Below are 26,495 nucleotides of genomic sequence, written 5' to 3'. Positions count from 1 at the left end.
CACCCCTCACTTGTAATTGATGCGCGGATCGATAGCGGCGTAGAGCAGATCCACAAGCAGATTGATCACAACAAAAATAAAGGCAATGACCAGAATCCCCGTCTGAATCACCGGGTAGTCACGGGAACTGATCGCTTCATATATATATCTTCCTACGCCCGGCCAAGCAAAGATTGTCTCAGTCAGCACGGCTCCGCCAAGAAGAGCGCCTGTCTGCAAGCCCACTACCGTCAGCACAGGAATCAGCGCGTTCTTGAGCGCATGTTTGTACACGACCAGGAATTGCGGCATGCCTTTGGCTTTTGCCGTACGGATATAGTCGGAATTCATAACCTCCAGCATGCTGGAACGGGTCATCCGGGCAATAATCGCCATCGGGATGGTTCCGAGCGCGATGCTTGGCAGGATTAAATGCTTGATAACCGTCCACAATTGCCCCCACTGTCCAGCAATAATCGTATCAATCACATAGAGATTGGTAATGCTCTCCACCGGATTGCGCTGGTCCATCCTCCCTATGGATGGAAGCCAATGCAGCTTCAGCGCGAACAGCAGCTGCTCCATCAGCCCCAGCCAGAAGATCGGCATGGAGACGCCAACAAGAGCAATAATCATCGCCGTATAGTCGAACCATGAATTTTGCCGCCAAGCGCTCAGAATCCCCGCATTGACACCTACAAACGCTGCAAACAGCATAGCGGCGGCCGTCAGCTCCAGAGTCGCGGCAAGGTAAGGCATTATTTCTTTGGCAATCGGCGTTTTGGTGCGGATTGAGGTTCCCAGATCTCCTTGCAGCAAATCCCCCATATAATTGAAATACTGCTGCAGCCATGGCTTGTCCAGTCCAAGCTGCTCCCGCAGCGCCTGCTTGGACTGCTCTGTAGCTTTTTGGCCCAGAATCGTCTCCGCCGGATCACCCGGTATCGCATGAATAATGGAAAAAACAATCATTGTCATCCCGATCAGCACAGGGACCAATACCATGATGCGTTTTAATAGGTAGGAGTTCAAATTCAGCTCACCTACTGTTCGAAGTAAATTTCGCTATAATATTCCGTACCTGTCGGACCTGGAACATACCCTTTCAGGTTTGCTTTTGCAGCCAGCAGCGGAGTGGTGTGCACCAGTGGAATCCAAGGCGCGTCCGCTTTGATAATTTCCTGGGCTTGCTTGTACAGACCGGAACGCTTGGCCTGATCCGTTTCCTTCTGGGCATTGATCAGGAGGGTATGCAGTTCTTCATTTACGTAGAAGCTGCGGTTGTTTCCCGGAATAGCATCCTTATCCAGGAGGGTGTAGAGGAAGTTATCCGGATCTCCATTGTCGCCCGTCCAGCCGAGCATGTAGATATCATCTTTTTCTCCGGCTTTGGTATCATCGAGGTAAGTCGCCCATTCCGGCGATTCAATAACGGTTTTTACGCCGATTTTTTCCCAATCCGCTTGGATGGCTTCAGCAACCTTCTTGCCGTCAGGCATGTAAGGACGGGATACAGGCATGGCATACAGGGTTACCGGGTCGGGGAGGCCCTCGGGATATCCGGCTTCGGCCAGAAGTGCCTTGGCTTTATCCAGATCGTATTCATAATCCTTCACAGCATCGTTGTAGCCCCACAGTGATGGAGGCATCGGGTTTACAGCGGCAGTGGCCTGTCCCGAGAAGAAGGCATCGATAATAGCTTGTTTATTGACAGCATAGTTCAGCGCCTGTCTTACTTTTACATTGTCAAAAGGTTTCTGTTTGAAGTTGAACCCGAGGTAAGACACATTGAACGGCGGACGTTCAATCTTCTGCAGTCCAGTGTTGCCTTCAAGCGTGGACAGATCATCCGGGCTCAGATCCTCCATCAGATCAATCTCGCCGTTCTGCAAGGCGTTGAAGCGTGCCGAGTTATCCGGAATAGAGCGAACGATGATTTTGTTCAGCTTAGGAAGTCCTTCTTTCCAGTAGTTAGGATTCCTGTCCAGTGTAATGGAATCGTTGCGCTTCCATTCCTTGAACACATAAGGTCCGGTGCCCACAGGCTCATTCTTGAAGTTCTCCTTCTTTTCCTTAATGGCAGCAGGACTGGCAATCCCAAAGGAGGTCATCGCAATATTCTGCAGGAATGGCGCCTGCGGCTGGTTCAAAGTAAATTGTACGGTTGTGGCATCCACAGCCTTCACTTCCTTGATCACACGGCTGCCCTCCGGACCGAACATGGAATCATAATAATCAAAGGAGTCCCCTTCAAATTTGAATTCACTTGCCGGATCGCTCCAGCGGGTGAAGTTGAACACTACCGCTTCGGCGTTGAAATCCGTTCCATCATGGAACTTCACACCCGGATGCAGCTTGAAGGTATAGGTCAAACCGTCAGCAGAAACTTCCCAGCTGTCAGCAAGTGAAGCTTGTACTTCGGAGGTACCGGGTTTGTACTCCAGCAGAGAGTCGAACACTTGATGGCCAATCTTAAGCGATTCACCGTCGGTCACAATGGCCGGGTCCAGCGAGGCCGAGTCGCCGCCGCGTCCCAGGATCAAGGTATCCTGCTGTGCCGCCGCTTCAGGTGAGCTTTCCGGTGCGGCGGTTGCCGCTGCATTCGAACCCGTTGCTTCTGTACCGGCATTGTTGTTGTTGTCACCTCCGCAGCCGCTTAAGGTCAAAACGGCCCCCAGCGTTACTGCCAGTGCAAGACTGCTCCATTTCTTCATCTTTAGAAAAACTCCCTTCTTTCGTTAAAGTGTTAAAACTTCTATATGGAGTCGCGCCAAAGCGCTGCCATATACCAAGGCCATTGATTGCCTGCAGAATTAGTCTCATTGCATACTAAGCCAGATGGGTACGGTTCTCTTCGTCATACAAATGACATGCGGTTAGATGTCCGGCTCCGGTTTCCAGCAGCGGAGGTCTTGTACTGCGGCAGACATCCATCACCCGGGGGCAGCGGGTATTAAAAGCACAGCCTACCGGCGCATTCGCCGGACTCGGCACTTCCCCCTGCAGAATGACCCGCTCCTTGCGGATATCCGGATCAGGTTCAGGAACCGCTGACAGCAGCGCTTGAGTATAAGGATGGTGCGGCTGGTCATACAGCTTGTTCTTACCGGTAATCTCCACAATTCGCCCAAGGTACATCACGGCAACACGGTCGCAGATATGCTTCACTACACTAAGGTCATGGGCTATGAATATGTAAGTTAGTCCGAATTCTTTTTGTAAATCCTGCATCAGATTAATGACCTGGGACTGGATAGACACATCAAGGGCAGACACAGGCTCATCAGCGATAATCAGCTTCGGCTGGAGCGCCAGCGCTCTGGCAATCCCGATCCGCTGGCGCTGGCCGCCGGAGAATTGATGCGGGTACCGCTGAAGATGCGCCTTGGCCAGTCCCACTACATCGGCCAGCCGTTCAACAGCCGCCCGCCGCTCCTTCGCATTGCCTGCGCCATGCACAATCATCGGCTCTTCCAGGATACGCTGCACGGTATTCCGCGGGTCGAGGGAAGAGAACGGGTCCTGGAAAACAATCTGCATCTCCCGCCGTTGCCTGCGCATGTCCTCCATAGACAGCTTCGTGATATCCCGGCCTTCAAACCAGACTTCCCCCGCCGTAGGCTCGATCAGACGAAGCAATGAACGGCCGGTCGTTGATTTGCCGCAGCCGCTCTCTCCAACAAGCCCAAAGGTTTCACCCTTCCTGACTGAAAAGGATATGTCATCAACCGCTTTGATATAAGCTTGAGTTTTGTTGAAAAAACCTTTGTTAACCGGATAATATTTTTTGAGGTTCCTGACCTCCAGCAGGCTATCATTCATACCGCATCCTCCTGTTGACTATCATGCAGCCAGCATCTGCAGCTATGGTTATCCTCCTGCAGCTTCAGCTGCGGAAGGGATTGCCGGCAGAGCTCCATCACATGGGAGCAGCGCGGCGCGAACCGGCAGCCCTGCAATTGTGTGCTCAGGGCCGGCACACTGCCGGGAATAGAATACAGCCGCTCCCTGGTTTCACCCATTCTCGGCACCGACTGGATCAGCCCCCGGGTGTAAGGATGCAGCGGATTCTTGAAAATATCGCGCACACTGCCCTCCTCCACCACCTTGCCCGCATACATTACGGCAACCCGCTGGCACATTTCCGCCACCACCCCAAGATCATGGGTGATCAGCATAACGGCAGTTCCCTGCTCTTCGTTCAGCTTGCGGATCAGGTCAAGAATCTGCGCCTGGATCGTAACATCGAGCGCCGTTGTCGGCTCATCGGCAATGAGCAGCTCGGGGCTGCAGGAGACCGACATCGCAATCATCACCCGCTGCCGCATGCCTCCCGACAATTGATGCGGATACTCATCGATGATGGCCTCCGGCCGGGGAATGCCGACCTTGCGGAGCATGTCCACCGCATGGGTCCGGGCATCCTTCTTGGACAGGCCACGGTGCAGCCGGACGGTTTCTATGATTTGCTGGCCGACAGTAAACAGCGGATTCAGGGAAGTCATCGGCTCCTGAAAAATCATCGACACGGCATCGCCGCGGATGTTGCGCATTTCTTTTTCTTTCAGCGGTACGATATCCTGGCCTTTCAGCAAAATACGCCCGCTCACGATCTTGCCCGGCGGATTAGGAACGAGCTTCAGAATGGATAGCGAAGTGACGCTTTTGCCGCAGCCCGATTCGCCCACCACACCCAGAACTTCTCCCGGATTGATGTATAAATCCACTCCGTCCACTGCTGGCACTTCGCCGCGTTCAGTAAAAAAATGGGTGTGCAATTCCTCAACTTTCAGAATAGGCTGGACCACAATGAACCCTCTCTTCTATTAGAAATTGAACAAAGGTCAAATGAAAGAATAGTGAACTGCCTCATAAGAAGAAATAAAGAATAACTAATACCTTACATAAAGCGATAGAAAAAAGGGGATAAGTCTACATTATTGTTATTTAATGTATAACACTACTATATAAATCCTGGATAGACAAGATGTTTTTGTACACAAAACTAACACCAGTGTTTATATAGGAATAATTCAGTCAATAATAAAAGAAAAAACTGTGCTATTTATATAGCGACAGCCATTTCTCCAGCTGATGTCTCAACATCTCCCGGTAATATAGCGGCTCCATAATTTCAGCCTCTTCTTCAAAATTCAGAATCCAGCGGACAAAGCCGATGTCCTGTTCTATGGCTACTTTAAAATGCAGACACCTGGTCTGGAGGTCCACCTTGCTGGGTTTCACGAACATATCCTCGTATTTGATCCGGTCTATTATCTGCTCCGAAAACCTGATCTTGAACTCTACCTGCAGACTATCCCGGTCGAGCGACCACTTCTGCTCCATAAAGGCCTGCAAATCAAATTGCTCTTTGGAAAACCAAAGATTCGTCGGCTTCACATTCGAGAACCCATGAAGATGAAAAGTCCGGATAATCCCGAAACGATGACAAAATCCGATTAGATGATAACGATTCTCTAAGGGAACAAGGCAGTATGGATCAATCTGGATGTCTCTTTCAGCATAGGCATTCTCGCTGTAGTCGGCCAGAATGCTGTTTTGCTTCATAATGGCGTTCAATACCTCGGTCAAAAAGAGCGGCGGGTCATCCTGGTACCCGCTCCTTTCCATCCATAGCTGTCCAGCTTCTCTTTTGGCAGTTTCCATCGTTTCTTCCCTTTCCGCCTTCTGCTTGTAGGCTGCGGCCATTACTTTCTCATAGGCGCTCTCAAAGCCGGGAGGCAGTATGTTTTTGATGTCATTCATAATGCCCCGCAGCTGTGAAAATGCGGCCGATTCTTCTTCCGACCAATCCAGAGGATATAATGCAAAATTACCGATAAAGGCGTATCCTTTCCCATGTCCCAAATGGATGATAGGGATGTGCATGGCGCTTAGCGCATCCATATCCCGGTATATCGTTCTCTCGCTGTTGCCGCAGCGTTCCGCCAGTTCGCGGGCCAAAATTCCCGGTTTGGCTTGCACTAGCGTAATAATGCGCATTAGCCGGATTAATCGGTCTGTCATATTCAGTTCCCCTTGAGTTTATGGTAAAATAGACCCATTATTTTAAATAAATTAGTTATATATATCTATAACCATTGATGTAATAACCCAAATTAATAAAGATAATAGAACTATTTTACTACATTACCACACTTATAAATCGTTGATTGTTAACTAATCCCCGCAAAAGATTATGAATGAATATGCTTATGTATGTACTGGCAGGGTCGCGTACAATGCCCGCAGCCCCCCTATCTTGTTGCTGTCCTCCGCCAGACTTGACTCTTTGCGTCAAGCTGTTTATACACTGTTTCCGCTTCTTTCACAAGCTGCATATCTCCGGATCTGGCGGCCAGCAGCAGTAAATCGTCTGCCTGCCGGCGAAGATGCTCGAACTCCGTCTGGATGTTGCCTTTGGTGCGCTGCACCGCCACTTCTTCCAGCAGTTTTTCTGTCTTCAAGAGTTCCAGGTGTTTCTCGACATGGAAGCAGCACCGCTCGGACAGGACATCTGTATGATGTGTATATTCCAGGCTGAGCTTTTTGAGAGGCAGCTCCCGGATCCGTTCTACCGGAGGCTGTTTATACTGCCATTGCAGCCAGAGGGCTTCATGAATGCCTGCCGGTTTGGCCGCCATCGTGAATTCCAAAGCGATGTATTTCCGTGTTTTGGAATATAGTTTGCCAAGCTTAAGCAGGATAGAACGCCCCTCCCCGGCTTCTGCGTTGCAGCCATGACATCTGTTGAAGGTTACATGTGCTTCCAGCCAGACTCTAAGTTCAATCTCACGGGCCACCACCTTCCGGGTCCGCTTGCGGGATTCCTCAGGATTGGAGATTCCCTTCCACTCGATAAGCAGAACTACATTCTGCGCACCGGCTGCAAAAATCCGTTCCTGGCTCCACGTAAATGTGGGCTGAAAACTTGCTTGCATATTTCCACCTCTTTCTTTTTCTGGGTCTTCTATTAATGTACCAATATTGGCGGACAACTCCTTGTCATGGAATATATGTTCGGTCCTATAATATCGACAAAAAAAGAGGCACTCCCCTTTAAAAGGGGAACGCCTCTTTGCGAATGAACATTCTTTTGTCGAAACATGGCGATAAATACTCATTTTAGTAACTTGCAGAACTGCGTCTGCCCCGCTCTTCCTTGAAGAAAAATCCCAGCGCCCATTTTGCACACAACAGCGAGAATACCAAAAACAAAAGCGCCCAGACAATCGCAGGCAGCGGAGTAAGCCGTGCCAGATTCGCGGCATCTCCTGCACGTCCCGGGGTAACCGCCGCAGCCGAGACCAGAAACAGCGAACTCATGACAGATTCCTCAAGGGTGAGGAAGGCCAGAAATAAATAATAATATTTGCCGGCCTTTGGCCAGACGAACAGCATGACGACATTCAGCAGGATGAACCCGCCCAGCCACAGCATTCCGAAACCGCCCCGCACATACAGGACAAGCATCACCAATGCCACACCGGATGCCAGCAGCAGCCCCCATCTATACCACCCCCTGTTATACAAATAAAACAGCAGAAGTGAGAATAATGACGCCAGCGTATAACCCGCCAGTGAAACCAGAACCGCCTTCCCGCCCGCTTCTATAGCCGAGTAGGTTACTCCGCTATGATCTGCATACAATTCAATGCGCAGCACACTTCCCGAGAGCAGCAGTGTGACAAGCGCATGGCCAAATTCATGGAACATCGTATCCAGATTGCGGAACAGGGAGGAAAATGGAATCAGCCGGGTCAGTAAAGCGGAACCTGCAAGAAACAGCAGGGTTTTGAGCCATTTGTTCATAGCGTGCAGCCCCTTTCCGTACAAAGTATACGTGAATTCAGCCAGGAACGGTAGCAAAAAGAAACCTTGATGGCCTGAATCCGGAATTACCTGTAGATATGGTTATCCTCCTGGACTGCAGGGTAAAAACTTGTAAACTCTTGCCGGGGACAAAATATCGCCCAAACCGTCAAATTGCGCCACTTCCGCGGCACCAGATGCCGAGCCAAGCCAGTTCTGCTATGTTAAAATAAAAAGGAAGCCCAGTCTATACCAGGTGGTGATTACAGAAATGAAGCCAAAAGTAAAACATCCTTATGCAAAGCTGTTATGTTCAGTAATGCTGCTCCTGGGATTGTCAGCCATATTTCCCGCTCCTGCGGCAAAGGCTAATTATTTCAGTGACTTATATAATGGATTGCAGAATTTCTCGGAGCTTCCCGGCGAGGTCAACCAGTTGCAGGAGAGCTACAGGCAGACTACGGAGGAGCTGCAGCAGACCAAGGAACAGCTTGGGCAAACCCTGCAGCAGATGGCTGATTATCAGGCCCAGAACGCGGCCCTGCAGGAGCAGAACCGCCAGCTCAGCCAAGTGGTGGATGAACTGAAAAATGACCGTACAGCGAGGGAGAACTACTATAACCGGATTAAAATCACCGTCATTACCGGACTTGCACTGATACTCGGTTACTTCGTGCTGATCCGGCTGCTGCGGCTGGGCATGCGCCACAGATCCAGAAAAAGCGACCGCCTGCGTTAATGTGTACATGAGGGAGTGTAAACTATGAACATCGATGTCCAGGATGAAGGTGACAGCGGCAGCGGACAAGCCGTGGCCTTCACTGTTGACGTGAACGAAGAAATTCATGTGCTGCATCCGCAGCAAATTATCGCCTATCAGGGCCCTTCTTCAGGCCGCGCGGACAGGCTGATGGATGTCAAGGGAATGTACCGCAAACGGAAGCTGATCCGCTCGGATATGACCGGCCCTTGCCGCTTCGTTGCCGCCCTGCCTCCCGGCTACAGGGTCAAAACCTTCCAGCTGGACGGGAAAAGCGATCTGCTCTATGACTTCAGGCATCTGTTCTTCTACAGCAAAGGAATTACTATGCAGACCAGGGTCCTGAGCATGAAGAATATGCTTGTTACACGCGATGTGATCAAGGTTAAGTTCTCGGGGCCGGGCAGCATCGGCATTCTGACCGAGGGAACCGTATGTGAAGCCGAGCTGCACCCCTTTGATCCGCTGTATGTGGACGCTGGCAGTATCATTGCTTACCCCGAAAACGCCAAGCTGGAGCTGACCGTCTACGGCAATCACTTAGCCAGCCAGCATATGAGCTATCACTGGAAAATGACCGGCCACGGGCCGGTAATGTTTCAGGCCGGACGCCAGAGCCGCCGCTTCGAACGCGATAATAATGAGGACGGCATTATCAAGCGTTTTCTGCGTGAAGCCTTGCCCTTTGGCGGGGTCTTCATCAAGTAACCCCGATATCGGTTATTCGATTGTAAAAGAGCGCCGCGCGAATCTCTTCGCGCGGCGCTCTTTGTTGATGCTGCAGCTTGGATTTAAGCCAAGAATGCGTTCAGCATCCAGGCGGATTTCTCCACGCTGGTTCTTATTCCAGTCAGCAGGTCGGCAGTAGGCTGGTCGCCCAGTTCTTCCGCAGCCGAGATCGTGCTCTTCAATTCCCCGGTCACAACAGCAAAGTCCTTAACCAGCTGGGCTACCATTTCCTGTGCGGTTTCTCCTCCAGAAGCTTCTTTAAGATCGGAGAGAGCCAGATATTGTGTCATCGTTGAAGCCGGTTGGCCTCCGATGGCCAGAAGGCGCTCAGCCAGATCATCCACATATGTGGCAGCTTCTGTATACAGCTCTTCAAATTTAGCGTGGAGCGTGAAGAATTGCGGCCCGCTCACATACCAGTGGTAATGATGCAGCTTCACTCCCAGCAGCGTCCAATTTGCGGTCTGACGGTTTAAGGCAGTGTGCAGTTCAGTATGACTCTTGATTTGTGTACTCATTCGAATAACCTCCTATGGCTTATTTATTTGTTATTTGTATTTAGACTCATTCTAAATCTATATACAATTTAACATATTGCTTAGAGTATTGCAAGCTATCCTGAAATAACGGTGTCCGATTCATATGACATGGAACTGCTGCAAATTCTAGCACACTCCCCTTTCTGCACCTATTATTTCTATCACATTTAGCCAAATGCTGCCGAATTGACATAAATTACTCCATTGCGGCAGATAAGATTACATTATCGGCAGATTGGATTCTGCCACCTTTCCTTTACCGCTGCGGAAGAAGGCCCGCATCTCGTCACGCTTTGATTTTGGACTGAGCACATATACTGTGTCTCCCGGTTCGATGACTGTGTTCCCATGCGGGGTCACAATACTTTTATTACGGATGATGGCGGTGAAGAGAATATCCTCGGGAAGCCCTATCTGCGCGATTTGCATCCCGGCTATAGGCATATGCCTGTCAATGGCAATATGATTGAATTCAGAATCCGTCTTGCCGAGCGCCACCAGCTCCATAAGCGAAGGCTGGGCATCGTCTTTTCCGACAAGCCTTAACCGGGAGGCCAGCGGAGAAATGGTTGTCCCCTGAATGACCGCCGAGGTCAATACCACAAAAAATACAACATTAAAGAATAACCGCCCTTGCGGAAGTCCCGCCAGCAGCGGATAAGTCGCGAGTACAATCGGTACCGCGCCGCGCAGGCCCGCCCAGGAGATCAATGTTTTCTCCCGGAATGAGAATCTGGCAAACAGCAGGCTCAGGAATACTCCCGCCGGCCTTGCAATCAGCATAAGAATAACGGACAGCAGAAGGCCCTCCCAGGCAATGTCCGCCAGTTCATTCGGAAACACAAGCAGCCCCAGCAGTGTGAACATGGCAATTTGCATCATCCATGCGAAGCCGTGGTTAAAATTCATGATCGTCCGGTGATACATCAGCTCGGAATTTCCCAAAGTCAGGCCTATGACATATACCGCCAGCAGGCCGCTGCTATGGACCATGGCTGCAAGTCCATAGGCCAGCACGGCGAACCCAATCGCCATGACCGGATAGAGCCCGGTAGAATCGAGATTAATCCGGTTGATCAGATAAACGGCAAGCTTACCGACCGCTACTCCCATCACCAGTCCTATCCCCATCTCCCATACAAAAGACAGCAGGAGGCTCCAGATGGCGGTATCAGGATGCTGAATCCATTCAATCAGCGATACGGTCAGAAACACTGCCATGGGGTCGTTGCTGCCTGACTCCGCCTCAAGCGTAGACGTCAGGCGCTTGTCAATATTTTTGCCGCCGAGGACAGAGAATACCGCCGCCGCATCAGTGGAGCCCACAATGGCTCCGAACAACAGACTTTCCGCCCATGGCACATCCAGCACAAACCTTGCGAAAACTCCTACAATCGCTGTTGTAAGCAGCACGCCCACCGTCGCCAAAGAAAGTGCAGGGGCCATGATCGGCCGAATGTCCTTGATGCTGGTCTGCATCCCGCCCTCAAACAAAATGACAATCAGCGCAAAAATACCGGCAACCTGCGTGAGCGAGGCATTGTTGAAATACACAAAGCGGCTAAGCACCATTCCCGCGGCGATGAACAGCACTAGTGCGGGCATGCCAAAGCGCGTGGAGAATTTGGTAGAGAGCACACCGGCCAGCAGCAGCGCTGCCAGCAATAAAATAATATTGTCCGCAAGATGAGTCATATCTGAGGTACCGCCTTTCTTGTAAGTCACGCTCTTCACACCAGGCTGGTCTGATATGTACGTTATTACCCCATACCCGCTAGTCCCAAAGCAACGCTTGCCCTTATTTCAGCTTTCCCAATTCACAGTAAAAAACCCCAGTGGTCCATAAATCCACGGAGGTTATTCGGATGGGCTTATTCTCTTGAATAGACTTGCATTTCATGAATGGACCAGTAATTCCCTCCCGAGCCGGTCTGCACAATCCGGAGATACCTTGTTTTGACTGCGGGGAATTCGATTTTGGTCTTTTCAAACCTTCCTTTACCGGAAGCGATCTTGGTCCAGCTTGTTGCATCATCCGAAATATACAGCTCATATCCCCGGGGATAATCATAAGAAGATAAGGTATAGTCCAAATCTATCGCTTCCACCGAGTGCACACCCGCCAGATCAATCTGGATATATTCCCCAGAGGCCTGGTGTTTGCCGGTATCCCAGCGCGTCCGCCTGTCTCCGTCAATGGCATTTGCCGGACTTGAAGCCTGAGTGTTCACATTGGATGACACCTTCCACTCCGAACGGTCTAGGGGAACCAGTCCGGTAGCTGTGATCTGCGTTTTCTCCGACACTACACTTGAACCTGCTGTACGAACTGCATATGTGTACAATGTGCCCTCCTGCAGCCTGCCGTCCGTATATTCCGTTTGCTTGATGCCGGTGGCAATTACCTTCAAATCACTGCCGGAGCCGTCGGCCCGGAGCACTTCATAGCTTGCTCCGGGGGCCTCCAGCCAGTTCAGTTTAACAGAGGGTCCTTTGACTGCTGCTGCCTTTAAACCTTGGGGTGCAACATCCGCTACCTCGGAGGAGGGCTCCAGAATATACTGTACAGCCTCACCGGGAGCGAGTGTTTCGTTGAATTCAAGCGTCGGTCCAGCACTTTTACCCGAGACATAGCTGCGGGCTTCTTCATACGTATCCCCGCTGCCGAAACGTTCGCCCTCATACACTGTTTTCTTGGGCATCTTCACTTTTACAGTGACGGTTTGCGGTGTTTCCTCAAAGTTGACGAAGTTTACCAATACTTTGTTCGAGGTGGCTCCGGTTCCGGCCAAAGGCTCCAGAGTGGAGGTATCGACTGCACGGACATACACCAGCTTGTCGGCCAGAGCATCCTTATTGGTAATTTCGTAGCTTAACGGAGCGCCGTGCGTGGCATAAGCCAGATCCAGCCGTCTCATGATGCTGACACGTGAATCTTCGCCTTTCTTGGTATAATAAATCTCCGTTTTTACCGGATCATGGTCTTCCAGATTAAAGCCATACTTGAACAGACTGAAGTTTTTGAAAAAAGCGGCATGCTGGACAAACATATCCGCATAGCCGATATGCGCACGCATAATCCGGTCGAACACCGCGGCCGTCCGTTCGGAGGCCCCGTATTGGTAAGCATCCACATGAGCGTCGGAGGTCCCGAATTCGGTCGTCAGCATTTTTTTGCCAAGCCCGTCTGCGGCTCCGCCGAAGGTTTTCAGATTCTCGGTAAAGCTGCCTCCGTTGCTGAAAATATAAGAATCGCCGTAGGAATGCCCATTGGTCAGATCGGTCACTTCCTCCAGTTCGTCCCGCTGCTTCGGATCACGTTCCCAGCCGTCCGGGTCGCCGCACTGGCGCACCCTGCCCTTCTGATTGCCGCAGGAATCATCGCTGTAATCCGGCCAATAGGCCCAGCCTGGAGCCACGGTCTGCAGATGGGGGGCGATTGTCTTGCCTTTCTTGTTCAGCCAGTCGGCAATCGCCAGATTAACCGCCTTGGAGCGGTTAAACAGCCCCGGCTCATTGTCCACTTCATAATATTGGAAGTACGGGCTGTACTTCTCGAAATAATCCGTCAGCTTCTTCTCTGCTGTTTCCGGCAGTGAGCCGTCTTCATTAAGTTTGATATCGCCAGTGTACAGATACAAGGCTACAGCCTGCATATTGTAATCCTTCAGCACCTTGTAGTATTCTTCCATGTTCGAACAGGAGCGTCCGACATCGCTGGCACAGCTGGTACGCATAATATTGCCGCTGTACGCTACGCCGAGCCACTTCATGATATAGGGCAGATGCGTAACCGCACCTTCGTCAAAATAAAACTGCTTATTGTTGACCATAGTCCCGGTCAGTGTATAGCTGCCGTGAATCGGCTCCTTGATCGGCGTCTTGAGTGCCTCCAGACTAAGATTATCCCAGGTCCACCAGTTGTATTTATCCTCCATATCTGAGGAATACATTCCGCGTGTAGTCCGGAGCTTCAGTTCATTAATGCCGGCAACCAGCTGTTCTTTGGGAATATACAGCTCATAGGTTTTACGGAAATTGTATTTGCTGTCCGTTCCGGCGATACCGGCGATCTGTATAATTCCCGATAGCTGACGGTTGGAAAAGACGCTCATCTGCGGAACGGATTTGTAAGCATCAAGGATGCTTACGCGAAATAAGACCCCGTTCTCCGGGATCTCATCCAATTTATACTTAATCCGCAGTTCAGGGTTGGTATCGCCTCTGAGCCCAGAAGGAATGGATTGGAGTGCTGAAGCTTTCAAAGCCGGAGAAGCAATATTAATCGCTTCGTTTCCATCAGAGGTGCCGGTCTCTGCAAATTCCGCATCGGACCCGTCATGCCGTCCGAGCTGCCAGAGGGTCGTGCCCTCCGGCAGCTCGGGTCCCGCATCATTGGCGGCGGACAGTTCAGACATATCTACCTCCACTTTGCCTTTATTGGTCCCGTCCTCTCCGAAGACAGAGATGGATAACAGAAACAAGATGGCAAGTGCTGCGAATTTTAGTAAAAGATGAAGTGGTTTGCGTGTTTTTTTCTTAGTCCTAGCTCTCATTCCCATGTCCTCGCTTTCTTCCGGGGTGTGTGCCCAGGCTCTGTAAGCCTGATTTTGCTTCATTCATTAAGGAAGGGTAAGGGCGTTCTGGGGGATGGGCCCAGGCTTCTGGCTCGGACTCTTCCACATCAAGCGGATGCTTGCATCTCCGCGGTTCTCGTAATATTCTACTTTCAGGTTATACGAGGTTCCTGCTGTGAGCTTAATGCTCCCCACGCGGCTGACACCGCTTTGCTTCTTCCAGCTGTCGATAATCAGCTTGTCGCCGATCCATACACGGACGCCATCATCCGAGGAAGCGGTGAACGTATATTCCTCACTGTAGACCGCCTTCATTTTCCCGGTCCAGCGCACGGAGAAGGAATCCTTGTTCACACCTGCCGCCGGAGAATCTCCATGCCAGTTAAAGTCAATCTTCTTGTCATTACGGGTGAGCACAGGGTCTCCTGAGAGTTCGGCATTGTTGAAATACTGTCCTTTCAAGCCATTCTTCGGAATGATGCCTGATCCATTGTTCGTTTTGGCATTAAGCGCCTGAACGTAATCCTGTCTGGATACCGTATGCTGATTGGTCATAAAACTCCGGATTTTCTGGAGGTTGTTATTTTCGGTCAGCATTTTCCCCCATGTCATCGTATATACCCATTTACTTTGGGTTTGAGACAATATAGCAGGGTCTGGCAGTTCTCCGCTCTCTCCTATGCCAATAGGCTTTCCATTAGCCAATTCAAGCAGGCCTTCATAATAAGACTGCTTGTAATCATTATTGTAGATATCAGCTGCCAGTACATCCACCTTAGCCGCCCCAGGATAATAGGCACTGTAAGGCTCTGCCCACTTATTCGGAGCATTCGGATTCCATACCCACAGCAGATTATTCAATTTATGCTGGTTCACCAGCCGGTCGTACGTAATATCCCAAAGTCTGGAGAAGTTATCCTTCTGCCCCCACCAGAACCAGTTTCCGTTCATCTCGTGATACGGACGCCACAGCACAGGAACTCCTGCATCCCGCAGCTCCCCCAAATAGACGGCAATCTCGTCAAGTGAAGCAAGCAGGCTTTTGTATTGCGGCGTACCCGGTGTAACATAGGCATCGAACTTCTCCTGGCTCAGGCTCATATGCACGTTGGCCCACTCCGGAGTGGTTCCGGGCAGGTTCTGATGAAACGTCATCGCCACGATGCCTCCACCCTCATGCCATTTAATCGCGCTGGCCACAACAGCCTGGCGCTGCCGGGCAATAGTTCCTTTCGACTGGTTGTTAATCGCTCCAAGCTCATAGCCGTGCAGCACCGCGTAATCCCCTGCGGCATTCTTCAGCTTGTTGTTGAATTCGTCCGGGCTCTCCAGATAGTCATGCTGGCCGGAGATTATGCCCTTTCCTCCGAGATCAACCAGATAATCCAGCAGATCGGCAGCTTCCTGTGAAGCCGATGGATTCACCGGTGTGACCGCCTCCGGGGGAATGACCACATTCCGTTCAATAGAAAGACTGCGCGCCTCACTCCAGGGCAGCAAGGAAAGGATAAACATAATAGGCAGGATCGTAATAAAAAGCCGGTACTTGCGGTAAGTGTTCAATGTAATCTCCTCTCTCCAGCCGTAGGTGGCTTCCAATCCGCACACGGGTGAACTTAAAGTTCGACCAGTATGCAGCATAGAAGGACTATAGCTTAGTAGCCCTGCCGATAAGCAGGGCTATTGGACTTTTAGGATTAATATTGTAACGTCTTAACGAGTATCGGCGTTCGGGATGAATTCAGCAGTATTTCTTTAGGAAGCGGAAGGAAGGAAAAGGGCGCTGGCAGGAACCGTCTCTTTGACTTGGCTTGGACTTTCCCACATCAGCCGCGCTCTTGCATCCCCTTGGTTCTCGTAATACTCCACTTTGATATCATATAATTGCCCGGCTTGCAGGCTTATGCTTCCTGTGCGTTCGGTTCCGCTCTGCTTCATCCAGCTGTCAATCACAAGAGTGCCATTGACCCAAACGCGGACACCATCATCTGATGTTGTATAGATCTGATAGGTTTCGCTATACAGCGGTTTGATCTTGCCGCTCCACCGTACCGAGAAGAAATCGGTGCCGATTGCAGCATCCGGCGAACCCAGCCGCCAGTTGAAATCGAGCACAGCATCGGTGCGTACAACTGCCGGAGCACCAGACAGCTGCATGTTGCTGAAATATTCACCCTGCAGTCCGTTATCAGCAGGCGCTGCTGCTGGTGCCGCTGCTGGCGCTGGAGCCGACGCCGGTTCCGGCATCGGTGCCAGTGCAGGTTCCGGCGTTGCTGCCGGAGTCGCTACCGGCGTTGGCGCCGGAGTCGCTACCGGCGTTACTGCCGGGGTTGCTACCGGCGTTGCTGCCGGGGTTGGCGCCGGGGTTGCTGCCGGCGTTGGTGCCGGGGTTGCTACCGGTGTTGGTGCCGGGGTTGCTACCGGTGTTGGTGCAGCTGCCAGCAATGCTTGACTTGTGCTGGCTGAGGTCTTGACGTACAAAGCGCTTGTTGGAACTGTAGCTTTGGTCTGGCTGGTGCTCTGCCACATCAGACGAATGTTGGCATCGCCTGCATTTTCGTAATACTCGACTTTGATATCGTAGAGCTGCCCTGCCTTCAAGGTGATATTTCCGGTACGTTCAGTTCCGCTCTGCTTAGTCCAACTGTCGATTACAGCTGTACCGTCAATCCAGACGCGGATACCATCGTCTGAAGTCGTGGAAATCGTGTAAGTCTCGCTGTACGACGGTTTGATCAGCCCGGTCCAGCGGACCGAGAAATAATCCACACCCAGTGAAGATACCGGAGCGCTCAGGCGCCAGTTGAAGTTAACCGCAGCGTCGTTACGCACGAGTACAGGTGTACCCGATAGCGTCATATTCTTGAAATATTCTCCCTGAAGACCATTTAGACCGGGAAGAACCACCATACCATCATCCGGAGATAGTACCGGTGTGGCTATAGGCTTTGCCGTTGGTGCCGGTGTCGGCGTGGCCGTTGGTGCCGGCGTGGCCGTCGGCACTGGTGTCGGTGTAGCCGTCGGCACCGGTGTTGGCGTAGCCGTCGGAGTAGCTGGAGCCGCAGGTGACTCCACCAGCCCGGCTTTGTATTGATCCAGTGTGACGGTGTAACTGTCATTCATAAAGTTTTTGATGGTAGTGGTGCTGTTGTTTTCATAGAGCATCTTTCCCCAGTTCATCATATAGACCCATTGTCTCTGGGAGAGCTGCAGCTTGGCGGTGCTTGGCATTTCGCCATTTTCACCAATGGCAATGGGTTTGCCGTCCGCGAGGCTCAGCAGGCTATCATGATATCTGTTCATATAATCATTGTTATATATATCTGCTGCGAGAACGTCTACCTTGTCTGCTCCCGGATAGGTCAGTTCATAAGGATCGGACGAGGCATTTGGAGCATTGGGGTTCCACACCCACAGCAGGTTGTTTAATTGATGAACGTTTACGAAACGGTCATACATAATATTCCAAAGTTCCGCAAAATTATTTTTCTTCCCCCACCAGAACCAGTTGCCGTTCATTTCATGGTAGGGTCTCCATAGGACTGGAACACCAGCGTCCCGCAAGCTCTTAAGCGAAACGGCCACTTTGTCCAGATCGGCGATCAGGCTTTTGTATTGAGCCGTTCCCGGTGTTACATACTTGTTGAATTCCGCTTGACTAAGCGTCCTCTGCACATTCGCCCATTGGTACGAAGTGCCGGGCAGCTGCTCATGGAAGGTCATCGCGACGATGCCGCCATTTTTGTACCAGTTGATCGCACTGTTCACCACATTTCTGCGCTGTGCTGCTCCAGTGCTTTCCGACTGGCCGCTGATTAAGCCAAGCTCGTAGCCGTGAAGGGCCGCGTACTTTCCGCTCGTCCACTTCAGCCTGTTGCTGAATTCATCCGGGCTCTCCAGATAGTCATGCTGGCCGGTAATAATACCTTTTCCTGAAATAGCGTTTAGATCGTCAAGCAGCTTGACAGCAGCAGGTGATGCATTGGGATTAACCGGGGCTGAGGAACTCGAGGCAGCAGCTGCCGTCGATGGCGCGCTCCCCAGGCCAAACGGCACTGCAGTCAGAAACAGGGCAATAGTTAACATGATGGACACCAGACGCGACTTACGGTAAGTTGTCAAAATTCATCTTCCTTTCGGTAGCCAGGCTGCCACTCTTTCGGAGGCCCTATAGCTTTGCGTCCCTATCTTTCGATTAGGTTTGCCTTTGTCGTAGTGGAAGGATTTATCCCTCTTACCGTAAGTATCGTCTCTATTAAATTTTTAGTTTAGAGCATTAATGAACTTTCCTTAATAAATGGTTCTTAATACCTGTTTTGGAATTGTAACAATTGGGTAAATAGATTATTTAGCCCTAGCTTGAAACCTGAAATCGACATGACCCGGGAAGGTTTCGCCGGATTCGACAGCGCCTTCGGCGCATTTTTTTACGAAATAAACTGCTGCAGAGCGATGTCTTCCCACTCCAGTGTAATGCGGATATTGTCTTCTTCCACCAGCTCCGAGCCGGTCTGCACCTCAATGAACTCCACATCCGTCAGCGCCAGAATGGCATGTTTTGTCCCTTCCGGTATGCGGACTACATCCCCTGCCTTCACATTATGCATCTTCTCATTCAGCACAATGCTTGCCTCGCCGCTGACAATTGTCCAGATTTCACTGCGTTTGTGATGCAGCTGGTAGCTGATATTTTTGCCTTCGGAGATAAAAATCCGCTTGGTCAGCACTTCATTGCCCTCATCGTACTTCACATAATCAATGACCTTATAGTGGCCCCAGCGGCGCTCCTCGTACATCGGTCTTTGTTCAAAAGACTTCAGCACTTCCTTGATGCGTGGGCTTTCCGTTTTGTGGGTCACGAGAATGCCGTCCGGGCTGGCTGCGATAATCAGGTCCTTTGCTCCGATTACTGTGACCGGAATGTCCAGTTCATTGATCAGGCAGGTCCCTTCGGAATCGGCGGTCACGAAGCCTTTGCCCACGTGGTTGCTGCTCATTTCCTCGGTGAGGGTATTCCATGTGCCAAGATCCTTCCAGAACCCGGCGTAAGGCTGAACGACGATATTCTCCTCTTTTTCCACCACTTCGTAGTCAAAGCTGATGGACGACAGCAGTTTATACTGCTTCTGCAGTTCCTCATAGTTCAAAGGCAGACCTTTGCGCTGCAGAATATCCAGCAGATAGCCCAGGCGGAAAGCGAATACTCCGCAGTTCCACAGTGCCCCCCGGCTGATCAGCTCTTCGGCCTGTGCGCGGTCCGGCTTCTCCTGGAAATGGCTCACCTGCATATAGCCGCTTGCCGCTGCTTCATCGCTGGTAGGAATAATATAGCCGTATTTCTCGGAGGCAAGCTCAGGGACTACGCCCATCAGCGCCAGATTTGCGCCGCTTTCCTGCATCGTGGCCTCAAGCTGGACGACGGTTTCAAAAAATGATGCCTCCACATACGGATCGACGGGCAGAATAGCCACAGTCTCCCTTGGAGACACCCCTGCGATTGAATACAGGTAAGCTGCAGTCAGAGCAATGGCCGGGAAGGTATCGCGGCGTTCCGGCTCCACAATGATTGGCACCTCTGCGCCGAGCTGGCTCTGAATCATTTCGACCTGGCTGCGGCCGGTAGCCAAATACGAGGAATCCGCCATGCCTGTCTCCTGAAGTTGTCTCCATACCCGCTGCACCATGGATTCCGGTTCGCCCGCCGGGCTTTGCAGCACCTTCAGAAATTGCTTGGAACGGGAATCGTTGGACAAAGGCCAGAGCCGTTTACCAGAACCGCCAGATAGAAGTACCAGTTTCATAAGTGAACCCTCCTATTTATGTGTTGTCGCGTAAATATCGGATTGTTATTGTGAGCTGCTGCCGGGTGGCTTACGCATGAAAGGCAGGAATGTCACTGACGCATTATGTTGCGTGACAATACTTCAGGTCGGCTGTTACGGGAGTCTCTCCAAGGAATGTTTGGACTTCCGGCCGCTGTTGTCTGCAGATTTCTTGATATAAACCGCTGTTCGAGGTGGAAATCCGCAGACAAAGGCGGACGCATTCGCTCCTACAGTTCCAAAATTCCTCTCCGTTCCTCCCTTAACAGCTTCCCCGGCAGCATTTCCACTGGAAAACGAGCCAGTGGAATTAGTTCGCCCAAGCTGCTTCACCCGCAGGCGAAGCCCCCTGCTAAAGATCCGGCATGGCCGCTTGTTTGGCGGCAGATACAGCCTAGACCGCGCCGGCTACGCTGGGGGAGTAGCCGCTGAGGCCCCCCATTTGCGGGCGTCCGACCGAATGGTATTCAAAGCCGGTTCCCTCGATCTGCTCTTTGGAGAAGACGTTGCGTCCGTCGATCAGCACCTGGCGGCGCATCCCTTCCGCAAGCTTGTGCAGATCGATGTCCTTGAACACGCTCCAGTCGGTCAGCAGGCAGACCGCATCGCTGCCTTCCGCCGCTTCTTCCGGCAGGCCGCACCAGCGCAGCTGCGGATGATCGTATTGCTGTCTGAAGTTCTCCGCAGCAATCGGATCATACAGCTTCACTGTAGCGCCTTCGGCCACCAGGCTCTCCACAATTTCGCGGGCCGGGGCTTCGCGGACATCGTCGGTGTTCGGCTTAAAGGCCAATCCCCAGATGCCGATGACTGCACCGCGCAGGTTGCCAAGGGACTCATGCAGCTTCGAGATGATCATGAAGCGCTGGTCTTTGTTCACCTCAACCACCGATTTCAGCAGCTTGAACTCGTAGTCCACATTGCCTGCAATTTGAATCAGCGCATTGGTGTCTTTCGGGAAACAGGAGCCGCCATAACCGATACCGGCCTGCAGGAAGGTTGAGCCGATCCGCCGGTCCATACCCATACCTTCTGCCACCTCGGTTACATCAGCTCCCACTTTTTCACAAATGTTGGCAATCTCGTTAATGAAGGAGATCTTCGTCGCCAGAAAAGCATTCGATGCATATTTAATCATTTCCGCACTGCGGATATCGGTTACGAACACATTTTCCGTGAAGCCCTGGTGAAGCTGGCGCATCGCAGGCTCAAGCTCCGGGTTATCCAGTCCGATAACAATCCGGTCCGGATGGAGTGTATCCTGGATCGCCGAGCCTTCACGCAGGAATTCAGGAGCGGAGACGATATCGAAGGGATGAGTGGTGTGGGAGGCGATAATTTTGCGGATTTTTTCATTTGTGCCCACAGGAACGGTTGACTTGGTCATAATGATTTTGTAGCCTTCCATCGCCTGGGCGATTTCCGTAGCCGCCCCTTCAATATATCTCAGGTCTGCTTCACCGCCCGGAAGAGAAGGCGTCCCTACCGCGAGAATGACGATATCAGACCGGCGTACCGATTCATGAAGATCCGAGGAGAAGGATAACCTGCCCTCACGCAAATTCATTTCAATGAGTGCCTCAATACCCGGCTCATAGATGGGGGATTCCATCTGTCTGAGCTTTTTGATCTTTTCCTCATCCTTATCCACGCAAATTACATGATTTCCATTCAGTGTAAAACATACGCCAGAGACAAGACCGACATAGCCGGTACCGATTACTGCCAGTTTCATACAATCATCCTCCTTTTAGAAAATTGACGTAGGCCTGTTCCACATATTGCTTGAACTGAACCATAAACGCCTGTTCATCGAATTTACGCGCATGGTCCATGATCTGCCCAATGTCCCACGCATAGGACTCCACTTCATAAATGGCCTTAAGTAAATCATCAACTTCCTGACGCTGGAAGAACACGCCGTTGACATAAGGAACGATGGTATCCAGCGCCCCTCCGGCCTGATAGGCAATAACCGGTCTTCCTGCAGCATTGGCCTCAAGCGGGGTGATGCCGAAATCCTCTTCACCGGGAAAAATAAACGCCCGGCACTTCGACATCAGCCCCGTCACCTCGGCATCCTCCAGCCGGCCCAGAAACGATACATTATCTTTGGCCATGCCCTCCAGGCGCTTGCGGTCCGGGCCGTCGCCGACGATAAACAGCTTCAGCCCGTTGCGGTTGAAGGCTTCCACCGCCAGATCAATCCTTTTGTAAGAGACCAGCCGGGACACGATCAGATAGTAATCGCCTATGGAAGACGAACTGCTGAAGCGTGCGGTGTTGATCGGCGGAAAAATCACATCGGCATCCCGGTGATAGTAATTCTGAATCCGGGTCTTGACCACCGACGAGTTGGCAACGAATTGGTTAACATTTTTGGAAGTGCGCTGGTCCCAGTGCTTGAGCCGCTGCATGTAGACCTTAAGCAGTCTTTTGAACAATCCGGAATTCGATTGCCGCTCCATGTAGGTGTCATAATCCCAGGCGAACCGCATCGGAGTATGACAGTAGCACAGATGAAATGTAGACTCGGGCACCTGTATGCTTTTCATGAAAGCACTGCTGGAACTCAGGACGATATCATACCCGCGAAAGTCCAAATCACGGATGGCCATGGGATAAAGCGGCAGCACCCCTTTAAAGTTGGTCTTCACTCCCGGGATTTTTTGCAGCCAGGAGGCCCGGATATCCGCATCTTTGAGGTTGTCGGTCAACCGGCTTCCGTTAAATACCGTCGTGAAGATCGGAGCATCCGGATACATGTGGTGGAATACCTCCACTACTCTTTCCGCCCCGCCCATTTGGATTAAGTAATCGTGCGCTATCGCAATTTTCATGTGAATCATCCTCAAAGTTTGATGGAGCAGCAACATCAAGTAGTGAACGTATGGATATATTGGTTCGTGGCTGGGCTTGAAGCTCTTGACTTACCTGCGGTCAGGTCGCCGCGAGCAGCCCTTTATAGTAATCAACGATATCCTTGACCGTATTTTCGATAACAAAATGCTCTTTCACCCGTTTCATTCCACTGTCCGCCATCCGTTTCCGCTCTTCAGGATGGTTCAGCATCCAGGTGATAGAGTCTGCAAGTACAACTGGGTCTCCCGGCTGGATCAGCAGCCCCGTTACCCCGGGAACCACAATCTCTACCGGTCCGCCTTCATTGGAGGCAATCACCGGCAGTCCAGCCGCCATGCCTTCGACAATCACCTGGCCGAACGGTTCAGGCGTTATCGAGGTATGAATCAGCAAATCAGCTTTGCTCATCAGGCCTTGTATATCATCCACATGACCCAGCAGGCTGACATTGGTCAGCTCATCCTGCTGAATCTTCTGAATTAATTCGTTTTTGTACGCCTCTTCTCCGAACAGTGCATCCCCGGCCAGCCAGAACTTCACACGGCTGTCGTTCTTAAAAGCCTTGGCAGCCTCCAGCACAATATGCTGGCCTTTCCACTGCGCCAGCCGGCCTACCAGCAGGACGTTGAAGTCTTTTTGCTGCTCCCGTTTGCCGATTCCTTCACCAATCGCTTTGGCAAAAGCGGAGTATACGACCAGCGTTTTCTTGGTGCGGGGCAGCTCCAGCGCATTCAGCGTGGAATGTGAATTCGCAATGACGCCATTCGGCAGCAGGCGTGACAGCAGCCGGATCGCCTTGGCGACAACCGGCTTAAGGTAAGGGGCGCCGATATGATCCCGGATATGCCAGATGAGCGGCACTCCTGCTTTTTTGGCGGCAACGGCTCCATAGAATGCAGATTTCAGGGAATTGGTATGCACACAATCCACTTTCTCCTGCTTGAGAATAGGAGCCAGCTTGCGGCCGTAAGCCAGCAGTCCCAGCGCAGCGGCTGGAGCACCCAGGTTGACGGTATTCCGTCCGCGGTTGCGGATGCTCTCATCCAACGGGATGACACGGACATCGATGCCCTTCTCCCGGAGCCGTTCGGCCAATGCGCCTTCCTCAGCGAGGATCACAAGCGGCTCGATCTGATTGCTGATGTTGGTAAGAATGTTGAACAAGGCTACCTCTCCGCCGCTCCATTTGGCGGTGTGATCGATATAAGCAACTTTTAGCATCCTGCCGCCACACCCTTTCCCAAAGTTTCAAGGAATACGGATTCCACTTGGTCGCCTACATGCTGCCAGGTGTATTTCTCAAGCACATGATTTCTGCATTCATCACGGCCCGGCAGCAGCTTGCGGTTGCCCAGCATGTGGATCATGCCTTCCGCCATGTCGTCGCTGGTTGAGCCTTTGAACAGCAGCTCCGGCCGGAAGCCCTGCAGAATTTCCTTGTTGCCGCCCACTGGCGTTGCCATCACCGGAAGTCCGGAGGAGAGCGCCTCAACCGTAATCAATCCGAAGCCCTCCAGCGCCTGGGAGGGGACCACGAACATGTCCGCTGCCTGATAGTAGGACGCCAGCTCATGATCGGGAATGTAGCCCAGCAGCCTTACTTTGTTGGCGAGTCCATAATCGGAGATTTTTCCTTCCAGCTCGCCGCGCAGCGGCCCTTTGCCCCCGATCAGCAGAATCGCATTCGGGAACCGCTCGGACACCTGCTTCCAGGCTTCCAGCAGCTGCAGCAGCCCCATCCGGTTCATCAGACGCCGCACAGTCAGCACCGTAGTGGCTCCCTCGGGAAGATTCAGCGTCCGCCGGGTCGCCAGCCGGTTGGCAGCGGGTACGAACCGTTCCACATTCGCCGCCCCCGGAATGACTATGATCTTGTGCAGCGGCACCCCGTGCAGGCTGTGCAGCATGTCGCGGAAATATTCGCTGAGCACGATGAATTTATCCGCAAGCTTGTAAGCTTTATGTTCAATGGATTTGGCAATGGTTGTTTTGACCCGGTGCTTGATGCCCTGGCCTTCGATCTTCATCTCTTCATTCCATGGGCCATGGAAGGTCATCACCACCGGAATTCCGCGTTTCTTGGCTTCAATCGCCGGGCCGATTCCGTATGGCGCAAAGTGGGAATAGAGAATATCGATCCGGCCGCTGCCATTCCCCATGAGGTCTGCCGCCTTGCGCTGGAATGCATCCTTACGCTTCCAGATCGACTGCTTCGGATCACCGGCGTTATGGATAATCAGCTCTTTGGGTGTGGATGGCGTTTCCTGACTGCAGATCAGCGCATGCACTTTGTTGCGCGAAGAGAGCTGCTCACACACGGATTTGAAATACGTATTGAGTCCGCCTGGCTGTAAAGAGGGCCAGCTAAGGCCGGTCGTCATAATGTTCAACCCGTCACTGTACGGCATAGCTTCTCTCCCCTTTTTCTCTTTTTCCGCCTGGCCCATTGCATTGTGCCGGGCCAGCCTGCCGGAGCTGTTCAGTTCGTAATGCTTGAAGCCGACCATGAATTCATACATCACCCAGAAAACGGATACCGCAAAACCTGAGATGCCTTTCTTGAATAAGCCATGCAGGAAATACTTCTGTAAGAAACGGGCCGGCGGGCGAAGCAGCAAATGGCTGATCTTAAAAGGCTTGCCGCTGGCATAGGCAGTCTGCGCTTCCAGATCGGTATATTTATTGAAGCGGGCGACATGGTCATTGATGCTGCGGAATCCCTGATGCCAGAGTATCCCGTTCAATTTGACCGTTTTTTCCTCCGATACCTCAGGCATTTCGTGCACCAGACTGTTGCGGATGCCGTATTCCTTGCGGTTATAGAGGCGAACCAGGTATTCCCCTTTATCCAGCCATCTGCCCAGGAAATCACCGATCCGGTACAGTGAAAAAGCTACCGCCCTGTCTGTAAGACCGGGCTTGCGGTCCAGAATGTCCTGCGCCAGCTCCTCACTGACCACTTCGTCGGTATCAATCAGGAAGACCCAATCATGGACGGCGCGTTCCACTCCGAATTCCCTTTGCTTCGCATATCCCGGCCAGGGGTTGACGAACACCCGGCAGTCCAAACTTTCGGCAAGTTGCACCGTCCCGTCTTTGCTCCCCCGTCGATTACAACCACCTCATCGGCGAACAACCGGCAGGACTGAATTGCTTTGGATATTCGAACTTCGTCATCCTGAGCAATGATGACGGCCGATATCGGGTAACTTCCCGGGCCGCCAAGCACGCTTTTCATTGAATCCATGAAGGTATCCTCCTTTTTCAGTCCAGTGCTTGTCGTCAATTCGGGAAATGTTTGGGCTTCCGATCGCTGTTGTCTTCTGATTTCTTTATTTCAGGCCGCACTCGCGGTTGAAATCAGAAGACAAAGGCAAACGCTAACGCTTCTACCGCTCCAAACTTTCCCTGCTTT

Annotated in this window: 20 protein-coding genes and 1 riboswitch; of the genes, 2 read left to right on the top strand and 18 right to left on the bottom strand. The window is 51.8% G+C overall.

The annotated features are described in order from the left end of the window. Window positions 1–6: 6 nt before the first annotated feature. The 7 genes from JI735_RS14210 to JI735_RS14180 form a co-directional block, all read right to left on the bottom strand. Window positions 7–1,011 (bottom strand): ABC transporter permease, encoded by a 1,005-nt coding sequence (locus tag JI735_RS14210; protein ID WP_039833947.1) that lies wholly within the window; start codon window positions 1,009–1,011, stop codon window positions 7–9. 11 nt (window positions 1,012–1,022) lie between these two features. Then, window positions 1,023–2,693 (bottom strand): ABC transporter substrate-binding protein, encoded by a 1,671-nt coding sequence (locus JI735_RS14205; RefSeq protein ID WP_039833945.1) that lies wholly within the window; start codon window positions 2,691–2,693, stop codon window positions 1,023–1,025. A gap of 115 nt (window positions 2,694–2,808) precedes the next feature. After that, the gene (locus tag JI735_RS14200) at window positions 2,809–3,801 is read right to left on the bottom strand and encodes an ABC transporter ATP-binding protein (RefSeq protein WP_039833944.1); all 993 of its coding nucleotides are present in this window, start codon (window positions 3,799–3,801) and stop codon (window positions 2,809–2,811) included. Then, window positions 3,798–4,787 carry an ABC transporter ATP-binding protein gene (locus JI735_RS14195; protein ID WP_039833943.1) on the bottom strand — a complete coding sequence of 330 codons (990 nt, stop codon included), beginning with the start codon at window positions 4,785–4,787 and terminating at the stop codon, window positions 3,798–3,800. The genes JI735_RS14200 and JI735_RS14195 overlap by 4 nt, the downstream gene beginning before the upstream one ends. A 253-nt stretch (window positions 4,788–5,040) precedes the next feature. Then, on the bottom strand, window positions 5,041–6,006 hold the full coding sequence (locus JI735_RS14190; RefSeq protein ID WP_039833941.1) for a helix-turn-helix transcriptional regulator: 966 nt from the start codon (window positions 6,004–6,006) through the stop codon (window positions 5,041–5,043). Between the two features lie 230 nt (window positions 6,007–6,236). Further along, window positions 6,237–6,920 carry a hypothetical protein gene (locus tag JI735_RS14185; RefSeq protein ID WP_039833940.1) on the bottom strand — a complete coding sequence of 228 codons (684 nt, stop codon included), beginning with the start codon at window positions 6,918–6,920 and terminating at the stop codon, window positions 6,237–6,239. A gap of 184 nt (window positions 6,921–7,104) precedes the next feature. Beyond that, entirely contained in the window at window positions 7,105–7,791 is a 687-nt protein-coding gene (locus JI735_RS14180) for a M50 family metallopeptidase (protein ID WP_039833939.1), read from the bottom strand. Between the two features lie 271 nt (window positions 7,792–8,062). On the opposite strand from JI735_RS14180, the gene JI735_RS14175 reads away from it, so the two are divergent. Then, on the top strand, window positions 8,063–8,530 hold the full coding sequence (locus JI735_RS14175) for a hypothetical protein (RefSeq protein ID WP_039833937.1): 468 nt from the start codon (window positions 8,063–8,065) through the stop codon (window positions 8,528–8,530). 24 nt (window positions 8,531–8,554) lie between these two features. Continuing rightward, window positions 8,555–9,259, top strand: coding sequence for an AIM24 family protein (locus tag JI735_RS14170; RefSeq protein WP_202677495.1), 705 nt, complete (start codon window positions 8,555–8,557; stop codon window positions 9,257–9,259). Between the two features lie 83 nt (window positions 9,260–9,342). Here the strand turns inward: JI735_RS14170 and JI735_RS14165 are convergent, their stop codons facing one another. The 11 genes from JI735_RS14165 to JI735_RS35755 all read right to left on the bottom strand — a co-directional run bounded on the left by JI735_RS14165 (window position 9,343) and on the right by JI735_RS35755 (window position 26,327). Continuing rightward, window positions 9,343–9,798 (bottom strand): Dps family protein, encoded by a 456-nt coding sequence (locus tag JI735_RS14165; RefSeq protein WP_039838891.1) that lies wholly within the window; start codon window positions 9,796–9,798, stop codon window positions 9,343–9,345. A gap of 240 nt (window positions 9,799–10,038) precedes the next feature. Beyond that, window positions 10,039–11,514, bottom strand: coding sequence for a potassium/proton antiporter (locus JI735_RS14160; protein ID WP_039838890.1), 1,476 nt, complete (start codon window positions 11,512–11,514; stop codon window positions 10,039–10,041). Between the two features lie 176 nt (window positions 11,515–11,690). Beyond that, a complete protein-coding gene (locus JI735_RS14155; protein ID WP_039838893.1) occupies window positions 11,691–14,237 on the bottom strand; it encodes a discoidin domain-containing protein in 2,547 nt (848 codons plus the stop codon). A gap of 204 nt (window positions 14,238–14,441) precedes the next feature. After that, window positions 14,442–16,004, bottom strand: coding sequence for a glycosyl hydrolase (locus JI735_RS14150; RefSeq protein ID WP_233476401.1), 1,563 nt, complete (start codon window positions 16,002–16,004; stop codon window positions 14,442–14,444). 147 nt (window positions 16,005–16,151) lie between these two features. Further along, window positions 16,152–18,518, bottom strand: a complete 2,367-nt coding sequence (locus JI735_RS14145) for a PA14 domain-containing protein (protein WP_411830106.1) — start codon at window positions 18,516–18,518, stop codon at window positions 16,152–16,154. Window positions 18,519–18,531: 13 nt separating this feature from the next. Further along, window positions 18,532–18,612, bottom strand: a riboswitch (cyclic di-GMP riboswitch). A gap of 211 nt (window positions 18,613–18,823) precedes the next feature. Continuing rightward, window positions 18,824–20,197, bottom strand: coding sequence for a sugar phosphate nucleotidyltransferase (locus JI735_RS14140; RefSeq protein WP_039838888.1), 1,374 nt, complete (start codon window positions 20,195–20,197; stop codon window positions 18,824–18,826). A 415-nt stretch (window positions 20,198–20,612) separates the two neighbouring features. Beyond that, window positions 20,613–21,953 (bottom strand): UDP-glucose dehydrogenase family protein, encoded by a 1,341-nt coding sequence (locus JI735_RS14135; RefSeq protein WP_202677494.1) that lies wholly within the window; start codon window positions 21,951–21,953, stop codon window positions 20,613–20,615. A 4-nt stretch (window positions 21,954–21,957) separates the two neighbouring features. Further along, entirely contained in the window at window positions 21,958–23,058 is a 1,101-nt protein-coding gene (locus JI735_RS14130) for a glycosyltransferase (protein WP_039838883.1), read from the bottom strand. A gap of 100 nt (window positions 23,059–23,158) precedes the next feature. Further along, the gene (locus JI735_RS14125) at window positions 23,159–24,301 is read right to left on the bottom strand and encodes a glycosyltransferase family 4 protein (protein WP_039838882.1); all 1,143 of its coding nucleotides are present in this window, start codon (window positions 24,299–24,301) and stop codon (window positions 23,159–23,161) included. Then, a complete protein-coding gene (locus tag JI735_RS35760) occupies window positions 24,295–26,136 on the bottom strand; it encodes a glycosyltransferase (RefSeq protein WP_233476400.1) in 1,842 nt (613 codons plus the stop codon). Before JI735_RS35760 ends, JI735_RS14125 begins: the two co-directional genes overlap by 7 nt. After that, window positions 26,055–26,327: a hypothetical protein gene (locus tag JI735_RS35755; protein WP_233476399.1), complete on the bottom strand. Its 273-nt coding sequence runs from the start codon at window positions 26,325–26,327 to the stop codon at window positions 26,055–26,057. The genes JI735_RS35760 and JI735_RS35755 overlap by 82 nt, the downstream gene beginning before the upstream one ends. Window positions 26,328–26,495: the final 168 nt, after the last annotated feature.

This window comes from Paenibacillus sonchi, assembly GCF_016772475.1.
Taxonomy (GTDB): Bacteria; Bacillota; Bacilli; order Paenibacillales; family Paenibacillaceae; genus Paenibacillus_AQ; species Paenibacillus_AQ sonchi.
Note: the sequence above shows the minus strand (reverse complement) of the source record. Positions and strands in the feature narration are given on the sequence as shown.